The sequence below is a fragment of the Paraglaciecola sp. 2405UD69-4 genome (assembly GCF_047525415.1).
GTDB lineage: Bacteria > Pseudomonadota > Gammaproteobacteria > Enterobacterales > Alteromonadaceae > Paraglaciecola.
This window is the reverse complement of record NZ_JBLIXM010000001.1, coordinates 956,007-979,541: the sequence shown is the minus strand read 5'-3', so window position 1 is coordinate 979,541 and position 23,535 is coordinate 956,007. Positions and strand designations below refer to the sequence as shown.

Below are 23,535 nucleotides of genomic sequence, written 5' to 3'. Positions count from 1 at the left end.
ATAACCAATATAAATAATCATACTGTTTGATTTTTTTCGCCATGTAACCTGTCACATGTTAAATTTACCGGATATTTTGACCCATTACTTTTGGAACAACCCATGACCCAACTTCAGGGTAACATTCGCAAAATGCGAGTATCCACAAACTCAGATCATTTAGCCCAATACGCTTTGCCAATAGGTGACGAAAACCTGAACATGAATGCCCTTATTGGCCATTCCATAAAAGTCAGCTACGAAGGAGAAATTCACTGCGTAAACTGTGGAACAAAAACCAAAAAAAGCTTTAACCAAGGCCACTGTTATCGCTGCTTAATGACATTAGCACAGTGTGATACCTGCATCATTAAACCAGAATTATGTCATTACGAAGCGGGGACCTGTCGCGATCCTAAATGGGGCGAAGCAAACTGCTTATCTGATCATTTTGTATATTTAGCCAACACAGGTACGGTAAAAGTGGGGATCACACGCCACGTTACTGATGGCGTGTCTAGCCGCTGGATAGACCAAGGGGCGACTCAAGCCATTGCCATTATGCGAGTACAAAACAGATTAACCAGTGGTTTGGTTGAAATGGCATTTAAAGAACATATTGCCGATAAAACCAATTGGCGTACTATGCTAAAAAGCCAACCAGAACAAGTTGACCTTGAAGCACTTAAAGAATCATTGCTGACAGAAGTTGAAGGCGAGCTTGACGAAATTATTGAAGAGTACGGCTTTCAAGCAATTGATATAGTTGATGCGCCAGCCATAGATATCCATTATCCAGTGCAACAATACCCAGAAAAGGTAAAGTCTATTAATTTAGATAAAGAACTTAGCTTTGAAGGCACCTTATTAGGCATTAAAGGCCAATATTTGCTACTTGATGGCGATAGAGTGATCAACATGCGAAAGTATTCGGGGTACGCATTGACCATAGATGTGTAGCGATTAATTTAAGTAATCAGAGAAGGCAGTTTTGCCTTCTTCCTTAACTTAGTCGATTGCCACTCCCTAGGTTTTGTCATAAATAATTAACCATAACTCGATAATCTAAAGCCTAGGTTTACGGCTATGGCTTACTACTTTGAACAGGATAAACAAACAATTCATTTGTATAAACTGGGGAACAAAATACGGCGCTGAATATGTTAATCGCCTTTATGCCATGGTTGCCCGTAATACTAGCCCGCCCTTTAGCTTCACTTGCTTTACAGATAATAACCAAGGTTTAAATCCAGAGATAAATGCCCTTGATTTACCAACATTAAACTTTGCGTTACCCGTTACTAAAAAAGGAATTTGGCCCAAATGCAGACTCTGGTCAGAAAACCTTGGAGGGTTAAGCGGTCCTGTTCTATTTCTAGATTTAGATGTAGTCATATCTGGAAACCTAGATGACTTTTTTACCTATGGCGAACCTGAAGATGTAATCCTCGCCAGAAACCCCAGTAATCCATTGGAGAAACTAGGACAAACCTCTGTGTATCGTTTTCCCGTTGGGAAACTCAAACCCTTACTTCAAAAGTTTGCATTAAATCCACTAGACATAGCTGAGACCTACAAATATGAACAAAGGTACGTAACCCGAAATGCCCCTGGCGGAGTCAAGTTTTGGCCTAAACCTTGGGTACTCCATTTTCGGCAACAATGCCGGCGCAGTTTCCCAATAAATTACTTCAAAGAAGCTAAACTTCCTTCCAATAGCAAAATCGTTATATTTCCAGGAGACTTAAACCCAATCGATGCAATTGAAGGACGTTACCATTCAAAAGAGAGCATCAACACTCCTTTAGAGCATATAAAATTAGGGTTGAAAGGTGTTAGAAACCGTTCACTAACCGCCCATCTTAGGCATTACATTTTACCTACTTCTTGGGTAAAAAACCTGTGGAAAGAATAAACAACACAAGCGATGCTAATTAATGGTTTCGTAGCCAAAATTAGTAAAATCTTCAGCATAAATCTGATTCAGAATAACCCGTTGTTTAGCATTTATTTGATACTGCTGCTTAACAGTACTGGTGCTATTCGCTTTTTGATTAACATCAAAATTTGTAACTGAAGAGAGGCGCTGCATGTGCTCAAGGTTTTCAATGTGTAAAATTTGAACCTCTGCTAAAGACACACCTAAGGACTTAAATGCACCATAATTTGGGTGATTCAAAATCCACGATTGCGGATTAATATGCTCATCCAAGTGATATACCTTAGCCAACATATCAACATATTCATCAAACGAAGTATCAAGTAAACCTTGTTTGATTTCAGCTGTACTACTAGTGCGGCTATCTAGCCCTAAAAGTGGAAAGAACACCCTTTGGGGCTTTTCCCATTTAAAGTATTGAGAGCTATCAACTTGGCTTGGTATTTTTTGAAACTTATCTTTGTAAAATGAAACAGCCTTAGCGTAAGGATCTCTTACTGTAAAATAAATGTCTGGACTAGTTAACTTAAGATAGAAATAAGCTCGATAACGCTTTAGTTTTTGTAAATTTCCAGTGGCCTTAAAAGAGGTAAACATCACTTTAAAATTAGTAATAATTATACGACTTTCACCTCGGACTTTAAAAAAAGGCATAAATATTTTTGACAATTGTAATTGCAAGACACCAAGATTTTAGCTCACCTAAGCTAACGTAAAATATGAAGTTTTCATGAAATATAAGTTAAAGGAAATCGGTTAGCCGATAGTTGCAAAGAGTAAAAATGTACACATGCATCTGATTTCTTTAGGTTTATTGAGATAATTACGGCAATTCCTTTTTCTTAAAAAAGAGTGAGTTTGAAACACAAGTTTGTGGCACAGATATTGGTAATAAATTTGTCATTATTATCTTCTACTTTTAAAAAAGTGATAATTTTTTTGGAAAGTAGCAGTGAAGGGATCCGAGCAAACCGTAAATGTTATATGCATGAAGTGGGGAACTAAGTATCAAGCAAATTATGTGAACACCCTATACCGTATGGTGAATCGTCACTTAACGCGGCCTTTTCGATTTATTTGTCTAACCGACAACAATAAAAATCTATTACCTGAAATAGAAACCTTCCCCATACCTGAATTAGATATACCAGACGGCCCAGAGAGAGGGTGGAACAAATTAGTGACCTTTAGTAGTCCCTTGTATGATTTAGAAGGCCAAGCTTTATTTTTAGACTTAGATGTGGTGATTATCGACGAAATTGACTGCTTTTTTGAACATGAAGCAGAATTTCCGATCATCAAGGACTGGGTAAAAACTGATGTGACAGGAAATTCATCTGTATATCGATTTACTGTGGGTAAACACGCTAAAATTCTAGAAAATTTTCGTAAAAACCATAACACTATTCGCCAAAAATTCCGCAACGAACAAGAGTACTTATCTCAATATGTTTCCCAAATGGGCGAGCTAAGTTATTGGCCCAACACTTGGTGTAAAAGCTTCAAATACAATTGCATTCATAAGGGGGTAATAGCTTGGTTCAAAGTCCCCAAAAAGCCCAAAAACTGCAAAATTGTAGTGTTTCATGGTAACCCTAACCCGCCAGACGCTATATATGGGAAAAGCGGTAAGTGGTATAGAAAAGTGCTTCCCACTCCTTGGGTAGCAGAGCACTGGCGTTAAAAGGTGGTGAGCTAAAATGAGAAAATATCTTTATAACTCCTTGATTCGCATATTGTTACCGTTACTTTTATTGCGGCTATGGATTAAAGGTAAACAAGCCCCCGACTATCGGCTTCGTTGGCGTGAACGCCTTGGCTACTTTAAAACATCAGAAGCTAATCGCCATGGCATATGTTTCCACTGTGTTTCAGTGGGAGAGGCAAATGCCGCAGCACCACTAATTAAACAGCTACAACAACAATTCCCCTACTTCCCAATCACTATTACCACCACTACCCCAACAGGCTCTGATCAAGTAAGAAGAATGTTTGGAGAATCTGTATTTCATATTTATTTACCCTTTGATACTCCAGGAGCAATCAAACGCTTTTATCAACAAACCCAACCTAAATTGTTGGTAATTTTTGAAACAGAACTCTGGCCTAACTTATTACATTTTGCCCAAAAATTTAGAATAAAAACCTTGTTAGCTAATGCGCGACTATCTGAAAAATCCGCACTTGGCTATCAAAAAGCACCTACTCTTAGCCGTAAGATGATGGCCGATATATCTTTAATCGCGGCCCACGCTCAACAAGATGCAAACCGCTTTTTAAAGTTAGGTCTTACGCCAAATAAGCTTGCCATTACTGGAAGTATCAAGTTTGATATAAGTATAGATAAACACCTCAAACAGCAAAGCCAGCATCTAAAACAACAATGGTTAGCACCAAGTAGCTATCAGCGACCTATTTGGGTAGCGGGCAGTACCCATGAAGGTGAAGAAGAGTTAATACTCAGTAGTTACAAACAAGCTTTACAAACCCAGCCTCACTTGCTTTTAGTATTAGTGCCAAGGCATCAAGAGCGTTTTGAACAGGTGGCCGAGCTAGTACATTTATCAGGGTTAAATTACATCAAACGCAGTGATAAAAGCCTCCCAGATGCAAGTACACAGGTGATTTTAGGGGATACCATGGGCGAGCTTTTACTATTTTGGGCATTAGCAGACATAGCGTTTGTGGGCGGCTCACTTGTACAACATGGCGGCCATAACCCCTTAGAGCCTAGTGCCCTAGATGTGCCTGTAATTAGTGGTAAGCATGTATTCAACTTTAAACAGATATATCAATCACTGCAGACTAGTAATGCAGTATTAATGGTTGAAAACCCAGTTCAGCTAACTAATGCTGTATTGCAGCTATTAGCTGAAAAGCTTATGAGGCAAAACATGTGTAAAAATGCCACCTTAGTTATTTCTGAAAACCAAGGGGCAACCGGTCGTTTAAATCAACATATTTGCCAAATGCTGGCTGCTTAAATTAACGGAGTCAGCAGGCGTTCTTTGCGAGGTAAATAGTAGTTATCTGGGTTTAAAGACAATAACACTTTTGTAGCCTTACCTTGAATCTCAATGGCAGGTACAAAACCATAGTACCGTGAATCTGCACTATTATTACGGTTATCGCCCAAAACCAAATATTGACCTTCGGGTACTGTTACTGACTCAAAACTGTCTCGAGGATTTGCAACTGGGGTAAATTGCACAAAATGAGCAGTATCGTCTAGATACTCAGTTTGTAAAAAAGTTTGTTCCCTTTGTTCGTAATGCACTGGTGTACCATTAATAATAAGCTTATTGTTTTCCATGGCCACAGTATCACCGGGCTCAGCAATCAAGCGCTTTACTAAACGGTTATCAGCCTTTACAGAATTAAAGACTACAATATCGCCTCGCTTTGGTTTAGCAATCTCCATCACAGTAATATCGGTAAAAGGAATTTCTAATCGATAAGCCATCTTATTAACAAGAATTCGGTCACCTTCAACTATGGTTGGCAACATTGAGCCTGTAGGCACATGATACCAATCAGCTAAGCTACTGCGAGACGCAAACATTAGTAGCATCACCAATATAAAAACCGAGTTTTGCTTGATGGTGTTTAGGATTTGAGATTTTAGTTGCATAGTTTACGTCCCTTCAAAATAGTATTAGCCGTGATTTGACCATAACATCAAGCATCAGGTTCACCACTAAAATGTAAACCTATATTTCAAAAAGCAGCAGCGCATAGCGAACAACAATAAAATAATGGGCTTTAAGGTAGTTGCTACACCTCTTCACCGTCGTATTTTCTGGCTAAGTCGTCAAGCTCAGAACAAGTGTAATCAAATCCTTTGCCATCAAACTCGTAACTCACTTTTACTGACTCAGAGCTATTAAACAACTTTGCTTTTACATCAGCCACAGACCAATGTTTAAGTTCGTTTAAAAAACGATTCGCCAATATTGCAGAGTCAAAGCGGTAACAAATTTCAGTTTGCATGAGTTTTAAAGTATTGAATTAAAGTGAAAGCAGTGTGATTGCTTTAATATTTTAGTCAAGCATCTCGGCTAAAAATCACCTTTCTAGTTTGCTTTTCAAAGCATTTAAAGCCGAAACAGCAAAGCCTGCATCATAGAAATAAACAATACGCCCCTGAGGATCGAGTAGAATAACTCGAGCATTATTTGGATTTTGGTTGCCAGTAAAGCGTTGTAATTTATCACCATCCTCGTAAACAGTCACGACCCCTTTCCATAGGTCTTTAGGAATACCTTTGCGCATACCATTATTGATTACCGTGCTAAACATACGAGGAAACATCCCTTGGATGGAAGGTATTTCATAGGCTGCCACTTGCGTGTTCGTCATATCAAGGCCAATCAACCAGCGATCGATATCAAACTGAGAGTCTTGTTTGTAACCTAGCAATAACAAAGTTGGCTCACCTTTAAAATCATCCGGTATGTTGACGCTTTCACCTTCTAAAGACTGTCCAGAGGCTGACGGAAAGGCATCTCCAATATTAACCTTACTAGGGTAATCATAGTTAGCGCAGCCAACCAAAGCGGTAAGGCAACACAATATCACTAACATTCTGCTCTTCATGTTTTATGTATCTCGTTTATCTGTGGATGCTTTAAATACGCTCTACCATTAGAAATAGTTTAATCTAACTGAGACAAAACAAAGTCCAAGGCACCTTTTACAGCAGCTACTTGCGCTAATATACAATTTTCACCATCCACTTTAGGGCTATCAGGATACACTTCCGTTGTGCTCACAAACTTAGCGTTACTAACGCTTGCACATAAGCCCAGCGGCTTAACATCATAATTAATCACGCCTTTTTGTTGGATCTTCTCCCCAATAATGCGCCCTGTTTCATCCGCTGGCGCTATGTGTGTGACTTTTTCTACCGCCTCAATAATCGCCCTTTGAAAATCAGCACAAGGGTTAGCGCTGTCACCCACAGTGTAAAATCCATCTGGTATTGCCCACTCTTTGTGCTCAACTGCGTCTCTTGCTGAAAGCGCTGGGCGAAACTCTGAGTTATCAGTATCAGTGGTTTCATGTAAGTCTATATGCATAATAAAATCTAAACCTGCCACTAACTTCATTAACGCGGCCGACTCTTGTGCTGGACTATTGCTGTAAAAGGAGCGATTGGGATCAATAGCGTCTGGGTTCCATCGATTGATAGTTTCATATCCCCAAGGGCTAACACAAGGCACTATCATTAAATTGAATTTGTCTTGATAATGTTTAGCTTCAGTCTCGGCAAATCTAAGGGCCCCTAAAACACCGCTTGTTTCATAGCCATGGACACCACCTGTAATTAATACGTTAGGCTTATTCTTATCCCAACTTAGACTTCCTAAGGCATAAAGCGGGAACTCCCCAGCTTCGTAATGCAAAGTGCCATGCTGCTCAATATCAAACTGCGTAGCCAAGGAACTTAATTGACTCACCACATCATCTTGATAGGAACGCTTTTTAGTTTGACTCGCTAACCAAAGACGCTTATGTTCCTCGCCCCACTTTTGTCCTGGCTTGCCAATTGGATAAATATAAGATGGCATGAATTTTCTCCCGAATAATTTTTAAACGTGTTTGCTTTAAGCAGCCCCAATGGGATAAGAGTAAGCAATCAAATGCCACCTTGCTTTAACAAAACCTGAATTTCAGATCTGATTTTTTGCTCCCATTCTGCTTTTTTCTCAGCAACTAACTGCTGTAAAAAAGGCTGAATAGGTAACTTTAAGCCATCGCAAAATAGAAATACCTCTGGGATAGGAACCGATATTTGTACATTCGCTGTGGAGCTCGGAGGATTGAGTAACAAGGTTACGTCTAGAAAGGTGTCTGTTTTAAAATTACTTTTGCAATTCAATAAGACCTTTTGACCTAAAAAATCTTTATTTACTTCTCCTTGCATTATTACTTCTATGGGTAAGGTTAATCTAATACCGTTTTCTGCGTTCGAAAAGCTCACTACCCCAGCTTTGTTAACTAGAAAGTCATAGGTACCAAAATCCCAAGTTTGCTTAGTTTCTTCGTATAAAACCTTTGGAGTATTTTGCTCGATTAAAGCGACTATCAATTTATCTGTTATAGTTTCTGCTTGAACACTGGAACACAAAACGAATAAAAAGACAGCCAAAGCTTTAAAAATTTTAACGTTAATAATACCTAAATCCTGTAATTACTGAACTGGTGTAATAATCTATGATTAACAGTTAAAAGGCTAGATAATTAAAACGTAACACTGTGTGTAAGCAAGGAGCTTTAGTTGTACATTGAGTCAACTAACAAACTAATAGGCATAAAAAAGGCCAGACAATACTACTAACTGGCCCTAACTTGTTGGGAGGTAACGCTATTTTTAGAATTATTATTTAAGTTTTCTGAACCCAACAAAACCTAAAGCTATTAAAAATATGCCTATGGCAGCTGGAGCTGGTACTTCAACCTGTAATCCTATATCACTGAAACCAGCTCCTTGGAATTCAGCTGTTGCACCGTAAAGTACAAATCCATTGTTTTCTGAACCTGAAGTCACCCAACTACGCACAATCTCTGTTACATCAATAGTTTGTAAACCAAAACTATCTGTTCTTACATTATTAACAAGCACGCTTGAATTTAGTGAGGTTGCTGCCCACTCAAATAATGGCACTGTGTCAGGATCTAAAGAATCATCCCAAGTGTTGCCATCTTCAACTTGGCCTAGTAAAACGCTTAAGTTTCTACTGGTATTAATACGAGAATCAAAGGTTGCTTCAAATACAGCTGAAAAAGCAGAAGAGTTAACAATAGAGGTACTTAAAGAGCTTAAATCGAAAGAGATAAAAGAAACGATCTTTAAGCTTTCTTCCCTATTATTCCCACGTTCACGCAAAAATGCATCACTCGCAGTGAGTGTTCCACCATTAACGGTACCAGCATTACTACTATCACCGTCTAATGAAACATTCATAATTGCTTCTGGTGATAAAGATACTAAAGAAGCATTGGCACTTACTGAACAAATTAATATTGCGCTAAGTGTTACGGCTTTTATACATTTACAAAGAGTCATTAATTATTCCTATAACATCAAGTTGATGCTCTCCACTAAAACATACACCCACATAGCAAGCAGCATGCCACTATAACAACCAAATAAAAATCAATAACTTATACTAAAAACCAAAAGAAAATCATTAATAGTGTAAAAAAAACAGACAAAAAATTCTTTTATGTTCCTCCAGATAAAACAGTCTAAAGCTATAATTTTTATAAGAGATAAATCAGAGTAAAACCAATTAAAAACAAGCAGCTTTAGTCATTTTTTCTTCATATTGCTATGCAACTCTAATGAGTCTAATAATTTTTATTACATAAACCGTTACCTATGCATTCAGTCTCCTTTTCTTCAGGTATTTCAATTAACTATCAAGACACAGGTAAAAAATCAGCACCTGTCATTATTCTAATTATGGGACTTGGCGCGCAAATGACAGTCTGGCCCGAGGAACTCTATCTAGGATTAGTAGAGAAAGGGTTTAGAGTAATTAGGTTTGATAATCGTGACGTAGGTTTATCCAGTCAATTGGATGAATTGGGGCAACCAAGCCTAATAAGAAGCTGGTTAAGCAAGCGGCTACCATTAAAGGCGAATATTCCCTATAAGCTAGAGGATATGGCAAATGACGTGATACAACTAATGGCGGCTTTAAAGATTAAAAAGGCTCATTTAGTGGGAGCCTCAATGGGAGGCATGATCGCGCAAATATTAGCCGCCAAACATAAAAAAAAGGTAATAAGCCTAACTTCCATTATGTCATCCCCTTCAGCTGCCACATCTACACCTAGACTTGGCTTACTGTTAAAACTGGCAAGGCCGCCATTTAAAACCAATAGAGAAGCCGCCATTCGCTACAATATTAAAATGAACCGCCTAATAAGTGGTAGAAACTACCCAATAGATGAGTCCATATTACGCAACCATGCAGCCCTCAATATTGATAGAGCTCACAACCCAGCAGGCGTAAAAAGACAACTTGTCGCTATTACCAGTAGCGGTGATAGGCGCAGATTATTAAAAAAAATAAAAGCGCCTACCCTAGTTATTCATGGTTCGGATGATCCAATAATCTCAGTAGCTGGCGGTCAAGATACTGCTGCACGCATTCGCAAATCAAAGCTCAAAGTTATCGATGGAATGGGACATAACTTTCCGCCAATACTAATGAAAAAAATGACAAAGTGGATTGCTAAGCATGCCACCAAAGCTGAGAAAAAACGGCTAATTAAAAAGAAGCCCAAAGCCTTAAAATCACCTAAAAATCGATAGCCACCTAAGCATAAAGCTACACTCCCATCAATTATCCACATCAAACATGAGTTGGGTGATTTCATAGCTGGATGAGTATTGTACAATGCAGATAGACAATGGAGTGGCCCTACATAGAAAAAATGGGCATATTACAAATAGAAAATAATAGTAAAACAAGGAATATTCATGAAAGTTTTAACCTATCTACTACTCAGTGTTCTAATTTTTATCTCTCAATATGGCTTTGCAACCCAGCTATTACGTGAGCCTTCTTTAAAGAATGATCTGCTAGTGTTTGCTTATGCAAACGATATTTGGAAAGTTACGATAAAAGGAGGGACCGCCACTCGAATAACAAGTTTTCAAGGGCAAGAGTCGTCTCCAAAAATTTCACCTAACGGCAAGTGGATTGCTTTTACCGGCGAATATAACGGCAATAATGATGTTTACATAGTGAGTAGTTTAGGGGGTGAACCTAAGCGGCTGACTTATCACCCTACAAACGACCAGGTAGTAGGCTGGTCACCAGATGGTAAAACTGTGTTATTTAATTCTCGAAGAGATAACGCACCTCGAAGCTGGCAACGCCTTTATACAATAGATATTAACGGCGGAAATCCAAGTTTGCTCCCCATGAATAGGGCTTTTAGTGGCAGTTATTCGCCAGACGCTAAACAGTTAGTGTTTCGCCGTGCAGCATTTTGGGATAAAGGCTGGCGTAATTACCGAGGTGGTCAAAACCAAGCCTTACGAGTAATAAAATTAGATGACCTAGAAGAGTACGACTTGCCGTTCAATAATGACTTAGACTTCGATCCTATTTGGCAAGGTGATGATATTTATTATCTATCTAATCATTCAAAAGTCACTAACGTATTCAAATACTCCACAAGCACTAGGCAAGTTTCACAAATTACCCACTCTACAAAATTTGACGTTATGGGCTACGCCATTGACGGCGATAATCTAGTGTATGAATATCACGGCGATCTGTATTTACAAACCGCAACTGCCAAACCCCAGAAGATAACAATTGATATTAAAGGGGATTTTCATTGGGCCGCTGATAAATATGTAAAAGCCGAAGATCACATCACTGAATTTGATGTTTCTCCCAATGCAAAACGGGCAGTGTTTGCAGCCCGTGGTGATATTTTCACTGTACCTGTTGAACATGGCAGCCCACGTAACTTAACCGATAACTCAGCTAGTCGTCAGGTTTCACCTGCATGGTCTCACGAAGGTCAATCCATTGCTTGGTTCAGTGATGACACTGGTGAATACCGCCTAAATATTGCGGATCAAAAAGGTAATATCGCCAAAGAAATTAAATTAGCAGAAAAAGGCTTTTACAATGAGCTGCAATGGTCACCGGATAATAAACGTTTAATTTTTAGTGATAATTTTCAGCAGCTTTGGATTGCAAACGCAGAAAATGGCAGCACAAAAATTATTGACCAAAACGCCATTACTCACCCTGAACCATCACCTATGGCGTCGTGGTCACCAGACAGTAAATGGGTAGCATACACCCAACAAACCAACAATATGTTTCGCCAACTCTTTGTTTATTCAGTGACAGAGCGAAAAAGTTATACAGTAACCGAAGGCATAGCTGAAATACGCTCCCCTGTTTGGGATAAAAATGGCGAACGCTTGTATTTTCTAGCTAGCACAGATTATGGCCCTAAAGCAGCTTGGCTAGACATGTCAACGGTCGCATTCAACCCTAGCTTTCAAATTTACTATGCACTGTTAACTAATAAATATGACTCTCCATTGTTAGAGAAATCAGATGAAGAGGAAGCTACAAAACAGGCAAACGCAGAAGAATCAGAAGCAAACAGCGAGGATGCAGAGAAGTCCGCAGTGTCTGTCACTGTAGACTTTGAAAATTTACACAAGCGTATTCTGCCTCTATCTAAAGAGTCAGGGCACTTTAGCCAGCTACAAACGGGGAACTCGGGAGAGCTATTTTATGTGTCTCAATATGAAAATAATTCAGGTGAAACTAAAACAGATTTAATTCGCTACGAATTAGAAACGCAAAAAACAAGCACACTCGCAAGCGACATAAACACCTATAAAGTATCCACAAATGGCGAATCTCTGTTAGCTAAAAATCAAGCTGGCTGGAGCGTATTCAATAGCGCAACAGGATCTGGAAAAGATGATAAAGTACTAAAATTAGCCCTACCAAAACGTGTTAATTATTCACAAGAATGGCAACAAATATTTAGAGAAGCATGGCGTTATCAAAGGGATTATTTATATGTTGATAATTTTCATGGGGCTGATTGGGATGAGGTTTACCAATTATACAGCCCACTGGTTGCATCGGTTAGACATCCCGCTGACCTTACCTATTTACTAGACAACATTGGCGCTGAAGTTTCAATTGGTCATTCATATACATATACAGGGGAATTGCCCTACCTAGGTAAAAATTATGTGGGCCTGTTAGGGGCTGATTTTAAGATTGATGATAACGGCGTCCAAATAGTAAAAGTCTACACTGGTGAAAACTACTACACCAAACAAAATAATCAGGCACCGCTTGCTAAAGTTGCCCATAAAATTAGAGATAACGACTATCTACTTAAGGTAAATGGTACCTCTATAGATCCAAACCAAAACATTTATCAATACTTTCAAGGCACACTAGGCCAAGTCACTAACATTACTGTTGGAAATTCTAAACGACCTAAAGACTTGCAAACTTTCAACATCATTCCTATTGCCGATGAAACTGCACTTCGAAGAAATGAATGGGTTGAAAACAACCGTAAATATGTAGATAAACAATCTGATGGAAAACTAGCGTACGTGTGGATCCCAAACACCGCAGAAGATGGTTACCATAGCTTTAACCGTTATTTTTATTCTCAATCGGATAAACAAGGGGTGATTCTCGACGAACGCTTTAATCACGGAGGTTTTATTGCAAACTATATAATCGATGTATTAAGGCGAGAACCAAACGGCTTTTTCAACAATCCCTTCGCCAAGGCAAACCCTATGACAAGCCCTGGCTCGGGGATTTGGGGGCCTAAAGTTATGCTAATTAATGAGGTGTCTGGATCTGGGGGCGATATGCTGCCTTATATGTTCAGACACTATAAATTAGGTAAGTTAATTGGTAAGCGCACCTGGGGTGGATTAGTAGGCATATGGGGCGTACCTCCGCTTATTGACGGTGGTTATATTACCGCACCAAGGTCAGGCTTTTATGACTTACAAGGGCAATGGAAAGTAGAAAATGAAGGTGTGGCACCCGATATTAATGTTGAACAATGGACAAAATATACGGTTAAAGGAAGCGATCCTCAATTAGACGCTGGGATAAAAGAGGCCTTAAGTGAACTATCTGGTTATCAATCACCAATAATGACAGAGCCTAAGACACCAATTAGAGTCCCAAATCCTATTCAATAATCTTCCATTAAAAATAGTACAAACTTAAAGGTGGGTTTAATTGTTAACCCACCTTTACTGCACTAAAACCGCAATGATGTTTTTATAGCTTTATGGATAGTCGACGTACAAAGAAAGCGAAAGCCTATAAATTAGTAATTAACACCACAGTCAGTTGTTAAATTTCCCACTCAACATCAGTGACGCCCTCAATATTTTTTACTATATTCTCGACGATTTTTCTTGCTTCCAATTCAGGAGATTTATCTACTCTGCCAAAATACTTTTTAATAAAAGGAACACGCTGTTCCGGCCAAATTTGCCACAACGGAGTTTCTGATTTTTCATCGTTTTTACCTAGGTACAAGTCAACCATAATGTCGCCTATATACATCGAAATACTAAACATATAATCATTGTTCACAGGAGAATTGGGATTCAAATTCGACTTTTTAAGCTCAGCAAACACATATTCAGCGAGAGACTGATTTGACTTAAATATTGCTGACTTAAAATACAGACAATCCCTCACTTCAATCCCCCCTTAGACATATAACGAGCCTGCTTAGATTGTTAGAGTTATTCAATCTTTTCTATAGGTAAGCATATACGTTACGGCCCATGGAACACGATACTCAATGTCTTCCAGTATCATAGATAATAATTCAGCTCTCTCGGTTTCAGAGTAATCAGTTAACGGTTCCTTCCATAAGAATTGTACGTCTCTTTTCTGTCCAAAATTCATAGCTGCTGTTGAGAAAAAACTAGGTGCAGAAAGGGTAGAGGCATCAAATAATTTGTAGTCAAGATAGTTATGAATGGTCAATTGACCTTCTTTCATTGCTGACGTTCGAGAAATTCCAATTCCGCCCATATAGCCAGCCCCATTATCGATTGCATTGTATCCTCTTGTGACAACTAATAAGTAATTTACATTGTTTTCTTTTGCAATTTGAGCTAACTCATTCGCTGCAAGATCTACCTTAAACTTCTTGTACTCACCTTTTTGTCTATAGCTCGCCAAGAGTGCAGCTCTATCAAATTCAACATCGACTACATCAATTTTCTTAGGGTTATTTAACTTAGTATTTATAGTGTTTTTTAATACCCTAGTTACCTCTTTATCAAAGTCAATATATTCCTGTTCCACGAGATTTTCACTATTGCCAAACACTGTAAACCCTAGATTTGCGTACGAAAATTCATTACCCACAAATGACACAATTCCGATTTTTTCGATCTTAGTAATTTGCTCATTGTTTAAAGGGGTGGCTGCTAAAGTGCATCCAGCTAGTACAATAACTATAAAAGTTACTGTCATGATCTTTCTTAAATCCATATGGACCCTCTTAGGTGTTATAAGTAATTATTATGCCAGCATTTTCGGTTGGCTTAGTACGCATCGAAAAACCAGTCCAACACCAAACGTTTGTTAAGTACGTAAAACATAGATAGGTTGGACTTGCTCTGGAGAATATTTTTCGTTATCAGTGACTAGACCAACTAACAATTTAATAGAAGCCGCTGGGTATGTTCAGTTTCTTCATTCCCTTTTCTATCACAAATTGAATTGGTTTCAATCTTAAGCAGTTATTTAAGCTAATCAATATCTTAAAAAAGGTGTGCCTTAACCGCTGCGTGAGAGGTGAAGTTACACCGAGCCTTATTTACCAATCAACTCGTCACCAAAACGTGCCATTATTATTTACCCAAATAACAAAAAAGGAGAAGTGCCATTACTTCTCCTTTTTATGTGTCACCTAATTGGGCTGATGCAAACTTACACCTTAACGAGCTAAGCCTTTATCTGATTTGAGCTAACCGCTACTTGGCGGCTTGAATCGCCAAGCCTTCACAAACTGAATTAAAGGCATCACCTTCCATAATTGGTAAGTCTGGTAGCATCTCTAACAACTCTTTACGGACTATAGGTGACAAACTCATGCCCCCCGTTATAAACAACATTTCTGGCTGCTCGGCGCTATTTTCTAGGCATTCTTTAATTAACTTTTTAACCCTGCGTAACCAAGATTGCATGGAGCGTTGTAGCTCTTCGACATTAATGTCTACCCCAAAATCAGCCTCAATATAATGCAAGGGCAAAGTGATAGCGGGTTTACTCGATAGCAGCTCTTTAGCTAAACGTGCAGAGTTGACTAATCTGGCAGAAAGCTTTTCTTCTTGCACTGTTAGCAAGCGCTCTAATAACTCTGGCTCTTTTACCATATGTTTAGTTTGCGCTATTTCTAAACCGTACTCTTCAGAGAAAAAGCGGTTTAATTTTGGAATATCGTCAACAGCACACATATCAGAGTAATAGGTGGGAGGCACAGGCAAACCATTGGTCATTAACAACCCCTGCCCCATTGTAGGTGAAATCGACTTCACAATAAGATTCTTATCACATTCCATTCCCCCTAAGCGAGTACCGGTTACCGATAACACATCTTGTTGACGGTCTAGATTCGCCAGCTTTTCGGGAGATAGACGAATACAACAGATATCCGTAGTACCACCACCTATATCAACAACCAAGACATTGGTGTGTTTATCTAAGGTTCTTTCTATTTTATAAGCTGCAGCTATAGGCTCTTCTAAAAAGTCAACTTTAGTGAAACCTGCTTTATGAGCAGCTTGAGTCATTATATTAATAGCCTGACTATTTCCTGCGTCACCTCTAGTGCCATGAAACTTAACTGGGCGGCCAATCACAGCAGTATCAACGGGCAGTTTTAATTGCTGCTCTGCACTAAGACGGAAAAACTCCAATTGTTTCGCTATCATGCCAACAAAAGCTTGCTGCTGACCTTCTACTAAACTGGCCCCTAAAAAGTTTTTAGGCGAATAAATCAAGCGCCCTTTGTCAGGCGTTTTTAAGTAACGTTTAAAGCCCTCTTCACCAAATGCAAACTGCCCTGTTTCTACCAACTGCTGTAAAGATAAGTCTTGTACCGTCATATCTTTTAGTAAAAGCTGGATTGCTCGACGTTGCAGTGCGGGGCGATTATGTAGCTCAGCTCGTAAATCATCAATTCTGTCACTGAATACTTTTTGCTCTCTAGGATCTTTTGCTTCGTAATAACCATCTTTTGCTTTGTCTAGCTGTTCACTTATGGCTTGTTTGATGCGCTGAACTTTTGCTTCAATGATAGGAGCAGGAGGTAAAGGAAGCTCGTCTTGGTAATAAATAAAAACAGAAGAACGAATTTTATTTGCAGACTCTAAAGTAGGATCGAGTTTGATAAAGTGGTGTTTCTGTCCATCAAAATACACTACCTCAGAGTTTGATGTTCCGTAATCTATACCAATTGCTGCCATGTCTACCGCTCGAAACCTAAATGCTGCTTAAAAATATGGCCGCGAATTGTAATAGAAAATATCGAATACTTCACCCGCTGTTTACCCTTGTTTTTTGTTCAATGAGTAACAAGCATGTGTATTTTCACTGATCTTGTAGCTGAAACTCTATGATTCTTCTATTTGCTAAATCAGCCTTTTTTATATCCTCTTCATAATATTTATCTAGCAGCTTATCGAGATCTCCATTAGCTGACATTTTCTTCAACCCAGCCTCGATTCTCTGTGCGATACGAGGCGCACTCTTTGAAACATAAACATAAGTCACAAGCGGAATGTATAAAGCTAAATTTGGCTCCACCATTAAGTTAGGAAGCTTATCTTTACGGGTGTTTAACTCATCATACGCCTCATATATGGCTCTAGGTGTATAATCAAAACGTCGTTTTTCCAACATAGAGAACAACCCTTCGAAAGTGTGAGACGTCACCATATTCATATTGGCTTTCTCAAAAACGTCAGTAATGGCCCAGTCTCTCTGAAAACCTGCTGTTAACATATTTAAATCTTCTAATGTCTGAACGTTTTCAAATTTATCTAGGTTATCTTTATGTATTAGCAATAACCGGTAACTCATTAACCCTCGTCGTATAGGAATTTTTATTGCTGTTGCACTTTTGTCCCAAATATCACTGGAAGCTGCAATGTAAGTATTGATTAACTCGCCTCTACGAATTGAAATAAGGGCTCTTCCGGGAGTCATATCCACATTTATAGTTTTATATAAATAAGGCCCAAACTCAGGAATAGTCATCTCAAGGGCCCTAAATATAACTTCATCTTTATGCCTTTCCCTTTTATCCATTCCCAAAAGCGGCTTGAGCAATTTTATTTCATCAACAGCGTAAACGTTTAACGCCGCCCCTAAACAACTCAATAAGAGTAATACCTGAATAATCGGTTTTATGGTTAACATGTCAGCCATTAGAAGAGTAAAAGAGTATAAATATAGTCATTATTTTACAAAGTACTTAGTTTATCGGTAAAGCCATTAGCATTCTTAAGTAACTCAGCTCAGGTAAGCTTGTGGCCAACCTAAATAGAAGTTTACATTTATAAAAAGAAAAAGCACAAAAGGTCAAATGAGCAACAAATTTAGGGTTTAACATAGCTTCACTACCTAATAGGGATTAGACATGAAATACTTAAACAGCATTCAACTTGGCATTGACTACATTGAAGATAACCTAGACAAACCCATTCCGCTTACCTCTATTTCAGCCCATGCCAACATGAGCCATTGGCATTTTCAGAGAATATTTAAAGCCCTAACTAACGAAACTTTAAAGGCCTATGTTCGCTCAAGACGCATTGCCAACTCTATGGATATCTTATTTGATAAAGAACGTTCAATACTAGACGTTGCCATTGCTTCTGGCTTTGAGTCCCATGAGTCTTACACCCGCGCATTTCAAAAGCTATTTGGATATACCCCAAGCGACTATCGGCAACGGGCCAGCCAAGCATTAATCATTAAAAAAGCGCGGTTTGATCAAGGATATTTAGAGAACCTGCATCAACACCTAAATTTGGAGCCCCGTATTTATACTAAGCCAGCCAAAATACTGGTGGGCATAAAAATCGAAGTCATTGGTATTGAGTCAGAAAAAACAAACATAGCAGATAAACTTCCAGCATTGTGGGAAGGCTTTATGCCTAGGCTAGCTGAAATCAGCAATACAATAGAAGGTACTTGTTACGGCATTATCACTGTTGAAGAAAATACCAGTGGTGAGCAAAAGCTGTTTTATATGTCATGTGTGGAGGTATCAAAAGCCTCAGATATTCCAAAGGGAATGGTGACGACTCAATTACCAGAACAACAATACGCTGAATTTCAGCACACTGGGCAAGTTAATACCGATCATTTTAATCGCACCATTAGCTACATCTACTCAAGCTGGTTATTGCGATCAAACATGAAGCATACCTACGGCCCCGATGTTGAAACCTACGGCCCCGAGTTTAACTACCAATCTGACGACTCTATCGTTTACTACGCTGTCCCAGTCGAGCCTTTAGCACAATAATTTACTCCATTAGCAATTAGGATAAAAAATGAATCACCTTGAACTAATCGCCGTATTAGCGGTTAACCAGTACCTGTTTTTTGGCGCTATGACAGGCAAAGCAAGAAGAGTTAGTGGTTTAGAAGCCCCTGCCATACAAGGCGCTATAAGATTTGAGCGCATGTATAGGGTACAAATGAATACCCTAGAAATGTTAGCGGCATTTTTACCCCTTCTCTTTATTGCTGGTCGTTACCAACAGCCCATAGTCATATCACTACTTGGGAGTGTTTATCTGCTCGGCCGGTTTGTGTATTGGCGGGCTTACGTCACTGAGCCAGCAACCAGAACCTTAGGGTTTATGCTGACTCTGGTACCCATCGTATTGTTAAGCATAGTGGCCATGTTTGGCATATTCCGCAGCCTTTTATAGTTAGAACAACTCTCAAAGATTAAAGTGAACAGGAAAACAAAATGATAAAACTCTATAGTTTTGGTGCCAATTTAAACGTCCCCGATCCGAGTCCATTTGTATTAAAAATAAACTTACTACTACAGGTTTCTAATCAACCCTTTGAGGTAATAAGTGGTACACAATATTTACAAAAGGCGCCCAAGGGTAAGCTCCCTTACATTGAAGACGGTAAGCACATCATAACGGACAGTTTTTTTATTGAAAAACATCTAAAAGATACCTATGGATTTGACATAGACTCCCACTTAAGTACCGAACAAAAAGCAATATCTGAGTTAGCCTGTGCCAGCCTAGAGGAGCGCTTATATTGGTGTATTGTGCACTTTAGATGGGTATTTGAGAGCAACTGGGCAGTTATCAAACCCACATTTTTTGGCGATATGCCCTTTCCACTTAACAGGATAATTCCCAAACTTGCCCGAAAGGGCATGATAAAAGCGATGAAAGGCCATGGCATAGGTCGCCATAGCGAAGCCGAGATATTGCAAATTGCAGCATCTCAATTACAAGCGATGAGTAATCTACTGGGCAATAAAGATTACTTTTTTAACGGCAAACTTAGCTTACTTGATGTGTGTAGCTACAGCATGTTAGCGCAAATACTCTTGCCCAACATGCCATCGCCTTTAGTTGATTTAACTAATCAGTACAGTAACTTAGTAGCATTTTGTGAGCGCATACATACCCAGTACTACAGTTAAAAAAAGCATTATACAAAGCCACTAAACCGTGGCTTTAGCTCGACTGTTTTTCCAGCGCCTTAAGGACATCATAATCCCCGTATACACCAACAAACAAGCTAACAGCGAAGCAACACCGGCTATGGTTTGGCCGATTAAACCGTACACTTCACCAGTATGTAAAAAACGAATGTAGTTTCTAATTTTTCGATAGGTTGAATAGTCATCAAAGGTTTTCTCTGCAACCAACTCACCGCTTAGGGTGTCTAGATACACGCTTTTCTTCTTTTGAGGCTCGCCGCCGTTGCCCATATCCAGATCAAATATTTGCAGGCTTTGTGCCTTAGCTGCCACTGAAAAGCTAAAGGTATTCCAGTTTGGGTTAGCCTTGCTTGCCGCTAAGAACAATTCTTGTGTACTTATTGGTTGTAATGAAATCTTTGATGGCAATGTAATAGCCTTTGGAAAGCTCTTAGTGTCAGTTGATACTAAGGTTTCTAGCGTCTTACCAGGCCATTTAAAAGAGAAAAAGAAAGCCGTAAAAATCACCACAATCAAAACAGGCGCCATGTAAAAACCAAATGTATTATGCCATTGGTAATTTCTAGCCTGCTTATTTGGATGTTTTTTTGTGAGGATTAACTTCTGTTTAAATGCTCTTCGTTTAAATTTAGCGGGTAACCACAAATACAGTCCAGTCAGTGCCAGTAAGAAAAAAATGATATTAGAAATCCCGTTCACCCAACGACCTGTTTCGCTAAACTTTCCATCTAGAGTAAGCCAGCGGTGAAACGCTCGCACCTTGCCCATAAACTCTCTTGTACCTTGACCGGGCTCAGTTAATTCAGCACCGTTAAAAGGGTTTAGATAAGCCAAGGTTTTACGACCTTCTTTTATCACAAATGGAGCATTCGGCTCATTCGAAAAGCTAATAGTTACAGCTTTTTCAGCAGGATAAGATTTAGCTATAAAGGCTACCTTGTCCAAAGATAAGCGATTAGCGTTGTCAGTGTGAATTTCAGGGAAATCGGCTTTTTGAGCACTTTGAATAACTTGCCTTTCATAGGTTAAGGCTACGCCTGTGAAGGACATCAAAAATATAAACAAGGCCGCACTACACCCAATAATTAAGTGAAACCAAAAAAAGAATTTTCTAATGCTCATTAGTATACCTTACGTAAAAAAGCCCCATTACAGGGGCTTTAAAAATTATAGATTTATGGTAAACCAATAAAAGTGCATTTTACATGGTTAAAATGAGACTTTAGCTTCTAATCTAGCAGTTGCTCCATTACCAATTGTCACATTATTAATACCACCCCCAGCTAGATAATCTGCATCAAAAACGTTTTCTACATTTAAGCGAAAATCAACTGTTTTATCCCAAATATGAGTACGGTACGTGGCCCCAACATCAACCCTGGTATAAGCATCTTTAAGCACTGTATTGTTGTTATCAGCATAACGTTCACCCTGATAAAATACGCCAGCATTTAGTGCCAATGCTTCTGTTACCTCATATCGAGACCATATTGATGCTGACCATTTTGGTGCATCAACAGGGGTATTACCTTGATAGTTTTCATCTTCTTCAAACTCTGCGCTTAGGTACATAAAAGACGCCATTAAAAATAACTTATCGGTAACTGCACCTTGAGCAGAGAACTCTACGCCCTTGTGAACTTGTTTTCCTGATTGAGTTGTGACGGTTTCAAAAACGGGATCGTTAAGCAACTGTTCGGAAATCAAGGTGCCAGTTTTCTCAATATTAAAAATCGCCCCATTAACTAATAAATGCTCTGAAAACTGCCACTTTGCACCCAACTCCACTTGCTTAGAGGTAGTTGCATCAATCTCCATTCCAAAGTTTCTATCTAACTCGTCTTCGATAGTTTCGCTAGATTGTGGCTCAAATCCTTCTGAATAATTCAAGTAAACCGTACTGTTTTCAGCTGGGTGATATAACACACCGACTTTTGGCAGTAAGGATTCGTTGTCTGCCCCTTCTCTATTTTGCTTGTCATAGCGACCACCGACAGCAACTTGCCATTGTTCATCTAAGGTTATCAAGTCTTGAAAATAAAGGCCGTAGTAGTCATATTCGGTCACGCTTAGGCTGGTGTCTCTATGAAAGTCTAAATCGGGTTTAGCGGGTTCGATTTCACCGGGAGTGAAAACGATTGAGTCTCCTCTTTCAATTAACTGCCCGTAATAATAATCAAGGCCATTAGCACCAATCAGTAAGTTATGTTCAACTCCTGCAAGTGTAAAAGTACCGTTTAAATCAAAATAAACGGTTTTAAACTGCCAGTCATCTGAGCGGTCATAAGGGTTAGAAGTATAGCTATCGCCGGATTGATAATCAGAAGGTAACCCAGGTGACGATTCAAATCGTTGCCGAGTAAAACTCTGCTCGTTATATCCAAGCTTCATTTCCCAGTCAGGGTTAAAAAAGTAACTTAATTTAGCACCAATATTTTCTACTGCTATGTCAGTAAATGACCAAGAAAAATCATTAATCACGTTTTCGTTACTAATGACATCGGCGTCTTCGTTTAACCATGCTCCGGTATCTAACCCTGCCTTATCATTGGTGCGATCGTAATAAACATTAGCCACTAGATTGTCGGTAATATTATGCTCAATAACCAAAGAGCCTAAAAAACGATCTCGCTCACGAGTTCCACCATTTTGGTATTCACGTTGAAAATCCACATCTTGCTTAACCAAGACTGCGCGATAAGCCGTAGCTTCAAAAAGCTTACCACCAGCATCGAGCATAAACCGAGTAGAGCCATTTTGGTCTGTATCAGCACTGATTTCTAATAGCGGTGCTACTGTTGGCTGTTTAGTTACCATATTAATCAGTCCACCCGGCGCTGATTGGCCATACAAAATACTTGATGGGCCTTTGATAACCTCTACCCGAGACAAGGTTTCGATGGGTTGCTGATAATGAGACCAATGTTGATGACCATCTCTTAAATACCCTGTGGATGAACTCAGCTCAAATCCTCTTGAGCTAAACACTTCTCGGTTTCTTTGCTTTGAGCCTGGAGATAAACTCGCATCATTATTTAAAACTTCACCCAATGTGGTGGCTAGTTGTTCATCAATAATGGTTTCTGGAATGACAGTGACCGCTTGCGGTGTTTCTAATAAGGAAACGTTTGAGCGCATAGCACCAGAGGCGTTTTCAACTTGGTAGTCATTGAAATAAGTCCCCATAACTTCGATAGTTTCTACGCTATCGTCACTGCTAATTTCTTGGGATAAAACGGAATGAGATACGGCCAATAGACCAAGACTGACACTGATAAAAATCCTATTTAATTGCATGTGCTTCCATTAATTTGTAATTACTTTAATAAGTA

The 23,535-nt window shown here is 39.1% G+C and carries 22 protein-coding genes; 9 read left to right on the top strand and 13 right to left on the bottom strand.

From position 1 onward, the window contains the following. The first annotated feature begins 102 nt into the window (after positions 1 to 102). Positions 103 to 939 carry a DUF2797 domain-containing protein gene (locus tag ACMUMK_RS04385; protein ID WP_414699906.1) on the top strand — a complete coding sequence of 279 codons (837 nt, stop codon included), beginning with the start codon at positions 103 to 105 and terminating at the stop codon, positions 937 to 939. A 139-nt stretch (positions 940 to 1,078) separates the two neighbouring features. Continuing rightward, complete coding sequence (locus tag ACMUMK_RS04380) at positions 1,079 to 1,894, top strand: glycosyl transferase (RefSeq protein ID WP_414699905.1); 816 nt, start codon at positions 1,079 to 1,081, stop codon at positions 1,892 to 1,894. A 15-nt stretch (positions 1,895 to 1,909) separates the two neighbouring features. Here ACMUMK_RS04380 and ACMUMK_RS04375 read toward each other — a convergent pair whose 3' ends face one another. Further along, positions 1,910 to 2,572, bottom strand: coding sequence for a sulfotransferase family 2 domain-containing protein (locus tag ACMUMK_RS04375; RefSeq protein ID WP_414699904.1), 663 nt, complete (start codon positions 2,570 to 2,572; stop codon positions 1,910 to 1,912). A gap of 298 nt (positions 2,573 to 2,870) precedes the next feature. Between ACMUMK_RS04375 and ACMUMK_RS04370 the strand changes: the two genes are divergently transcribed. Both ACMUMK_RS04370 and waaA read left to right on the top strand, forming a co-directional pair. Continuing rightward, positions 2,871 to 3,602 (top strand): glycosyltransferase, encoded by a 732-nt coding sequence (locus tag ACMUMK_RS04370; RefSeq protein WP_414699903.1) that lies wholly within the window; start codon positions 2,871 to 2,873, stop codon positions 3,600 to 3,602. Positions 3,603 to 3,618: 16 nt separating this feature from the next. Next, a complete protein-coding gene (gene waaA, locus ACMUMK_RS04365; RefSeq protein ID WP_414699902.1) occupies positions 3,619 to 4,902 on the top strand; it encodes a lipid IV(A) 3-deoxy-D-manno-octulosonic acid transferase in 1,284 nt (427 codons plus the stop codon). On the opposite strand, the gene lepB is transcribed toward waaA, so the two are convergent. The 6 genes from lepB to ACMUMK_RS04335 all read right to left on the bottom strand — a co-directional run bounded on the left by lepB (position 4,899) and on the right by ACMUMK_RS04335 (position 8,987). Continuing rightward, a complete protein-coding gene (lepB, locus tag ACMUMK_RS04360; RefSeq protein ID WP_414699901.1) occupies positions 4,899 to 5,549 on the bottom strand; it encodes a signal peptidase I in 651 nt (216 codons plus the stop codon). The genes waaA and lepB overlap by 4 nt on opposite strands. A gap of 143 nt (positions 5,550 to 5,692) precedes the next feature. Continuing rightward, positions 5,693 to 5,908 (bottom strand): hypothetical protein, encoded by a 216-nt coding sequence (locus ACMUMK_RS04355; RefSeq protein WP_414699900.1) that lies wholly within the window; start codon positions 5,906 to 5,908, stop codon positions 5,693 to 5,695. A 75-nt stretch (positions 5,909 to 5,983) separates the two neighbouring features. Beyond that, entirely contained in the window at positions 5,984 to 6,502 is a 519-nt protein-coding gene (locus tag ACMUMK_RS04350; protein WP_414699899.1) for a hypothetical protein, read from the bottom strand. Between the two features lie 71 nt (positions 6,503 to 6,573). Continuing rightward, positions 6,574 to 7,488: a M14 family metallocarboxypeptidase gene (locus ACMUMK_RS04345; RefSeq protein WP_414699898.1), complete on the bottom strand. Its 915-nt coding sequence runs from the start codon at positions 7,486 to 7,488 to the stop codon at positions 6,574 to 6,576. 68 nt (positions 7,489 to 7,556) lie between these two features. After that, positions 7,557 to 8,048 (bottom strand): hypothetical protein, encoded by a 492-nt coding sequence (locus ACMUMK_RS04340; protein ID WP_414699897.1) that lies wholly within the window; start codon positions 8,046 to 8,048, stop codon positions 7,557 to 7,559. Positions 8,049 to 8,300: 252 nt separating this feature from the next. Further along, positions 8,301 to 8,987, bottom strand: a complete 687-nt coding sequence (locus ACMUMK_RS04335; protein ID WP_414699896.1) for a DNRLRE domain-containing protein — start codon at positions 8,985 to 8,987, stop codon at positions 8,301 to 8,303. Between the two features lie 315 nt (positions 8,988 to 9,302). Here ACMUMK_RS04335 and ACMUMK_RS04330 point away from each other — a divergent pair, with 315 nt between their 5' ends. Beyond that, positions 9,303 to 10,244, top strand: a complete 942-nt coding sequence (locus ACMUMK_RS04330; protein WP_414699895.1) for an alpha/beta fold hydrolase — start codon at positions 9,303 to 9,305, stop codon at positions 10,242 to 10,244. Positions 10,245 to 10,412: 168 nt separating this feature from the next. Beyond that, positions 10,413 to 13,661: a S41 family peptidase gene (locus ACMUMK_RS04325; RefSeq protein ID WP_414699894.1), complete on the top strand. Its 3,249-nt coding sequence runs from the start codon at positions 10,413 to 10,415 to the stop codon at positions 13,659 to 13,661. Positions 13,662 to 13,818: 157 nt separating this feature from the next. Here the strand turns inward: ACMUMK_RS04325 and ACMUMK_RS04320 are convergent, their stop codons facing one another. From ACMUMK_RS04320 to ACMUMK_RS04305, 4 genes are all read right to left on the bottom strand, one after another. Further along, a complete protein-coding gene (locus ACMUMK_RS04320; protein ID WP_414699893.1) occupies positions 13,819 to 14,016 on the bottom strand; it encodes a hypothetical protein in 198 nt (65 codons plus the stop codon). A gap of 207 nt (positions 14,017 to 14,223) precedes the next feature. Continuing rightward, complete coding sequence (locus ACMUMK_RS04315) at positions 14,224 to 14,979, bottom strand: hypothetical protein (RefSeq protein ID WP_414699892.1); 756 nt, start codon at positions 14,977 to 14,979, stop codon at positions 14,224 to 14,226. A gap of 485 nt (positions 14,980 to 15,464) precedes the next feature. Beyond that, positions 15,465 to 16,958 (bottom strand): Hsp70 family protein, encoded by a 1,494-nt coding sequence (locus tag ACMUMK_RS04310; RefSeq protein WP_414699891.1) that lies wholly within the window; start codon positions 16,956 to 16,958, stop codon positions 15,465 to 15,467. Positions 16,959 to 17,082: 124 nt separating this feature from the next. After that, entirely contained in the window at positions 17,083 to 17,913 is an 831-nt protein-coding gene (locus tag ACMUMK_RS04305; protein ID WP_414699890.1) for a hypothetical protein, read from the bottom strand. Positions 17,914 to 18,133: 220 nt separating this feature from the next. Between ACMUMK_RS04305 and ACMUMK_RS04300 the strand changes: the two genes are divergently transcribed. Genes ACMUMK_RS04300 through ACMUMK_RS04290 form a run of 3 tightly spaced genes read left to right on the top strand, consistent with a single transcriptional unit; the run spans position 18,134 to position 20,182 of the window. Continuing rightward, positions 18,134 to 19,027 (top strand): AraC family transcriptional regulator, encoded by an 894-nt coding sequence (locus tag ACMUMK_RS04300; protein ID WP_414699889.1) that lies wholly within the window; start codon positions 18,134 to 18,136, stop codon positions 19,025 to 19,027. 28 nt (positions 19,028 to 19,055) lie between these two features. Continuing rightward, positions 19,056 to 19,439 (top strand): MAPEG family protein, encoded by a 384-nt coding sequence (locus tag ACMUMK_RS04295; protein ID WP_414699888.1) that lies wholly within the window; start codon positions 19,056 to 19,058, stop codon positions 19,437 to 19,439. A 41-nt stretch (positions 19,440 to 19,480) separates the two neighbouring features. Then, positions 19,481 to 20,182, top strand: coding sequence for a glutathione S-transferase family protein (locus ACMUMK_RS04290; RefSeq protein WP_414699887.1), 702 nt, complete (start codon positions 19,481 to 19,483; stop codon positions 20,180 to 20,182). Between the two features lie 21 nt (positions 20,183 to 20,203). On the opposite strand, the gene ACMUMK_RS04285 is transcribed toward ACMUMK_RS04290, so the two are convergent. Further along, positions 20,204 to 21,325 carry a PepSY-associated TM helix domain-containing protein gene (locus tag ACMUMK_RS04285; protein WP_414699886.1) on the bottom strand — a complete coding sequence of 374 codons (1,122 nt, stop codon included), beginning with the start codon at positions 21,323 to 21,325 and terminating at the stop codon, positions 20,204 to 20,206. 87 nt (positions 21,326 to 21,412) lie between these two features. Beyond that, positions 21,413 to 23,500: a TonB-dependent siderophore receptor gene (locus tag ACMUMK_RS04280; protein WP_414699885.1), complete on the bottom strand. Its 2,088-nt coding sequence runs from the start codon at positions 23,498 to 23,500 to the stop codon at positions 21,413 to 21,415. Between the last annotated feature and the right edge of the window lie 35 nt (positions 23,501 to 23,535).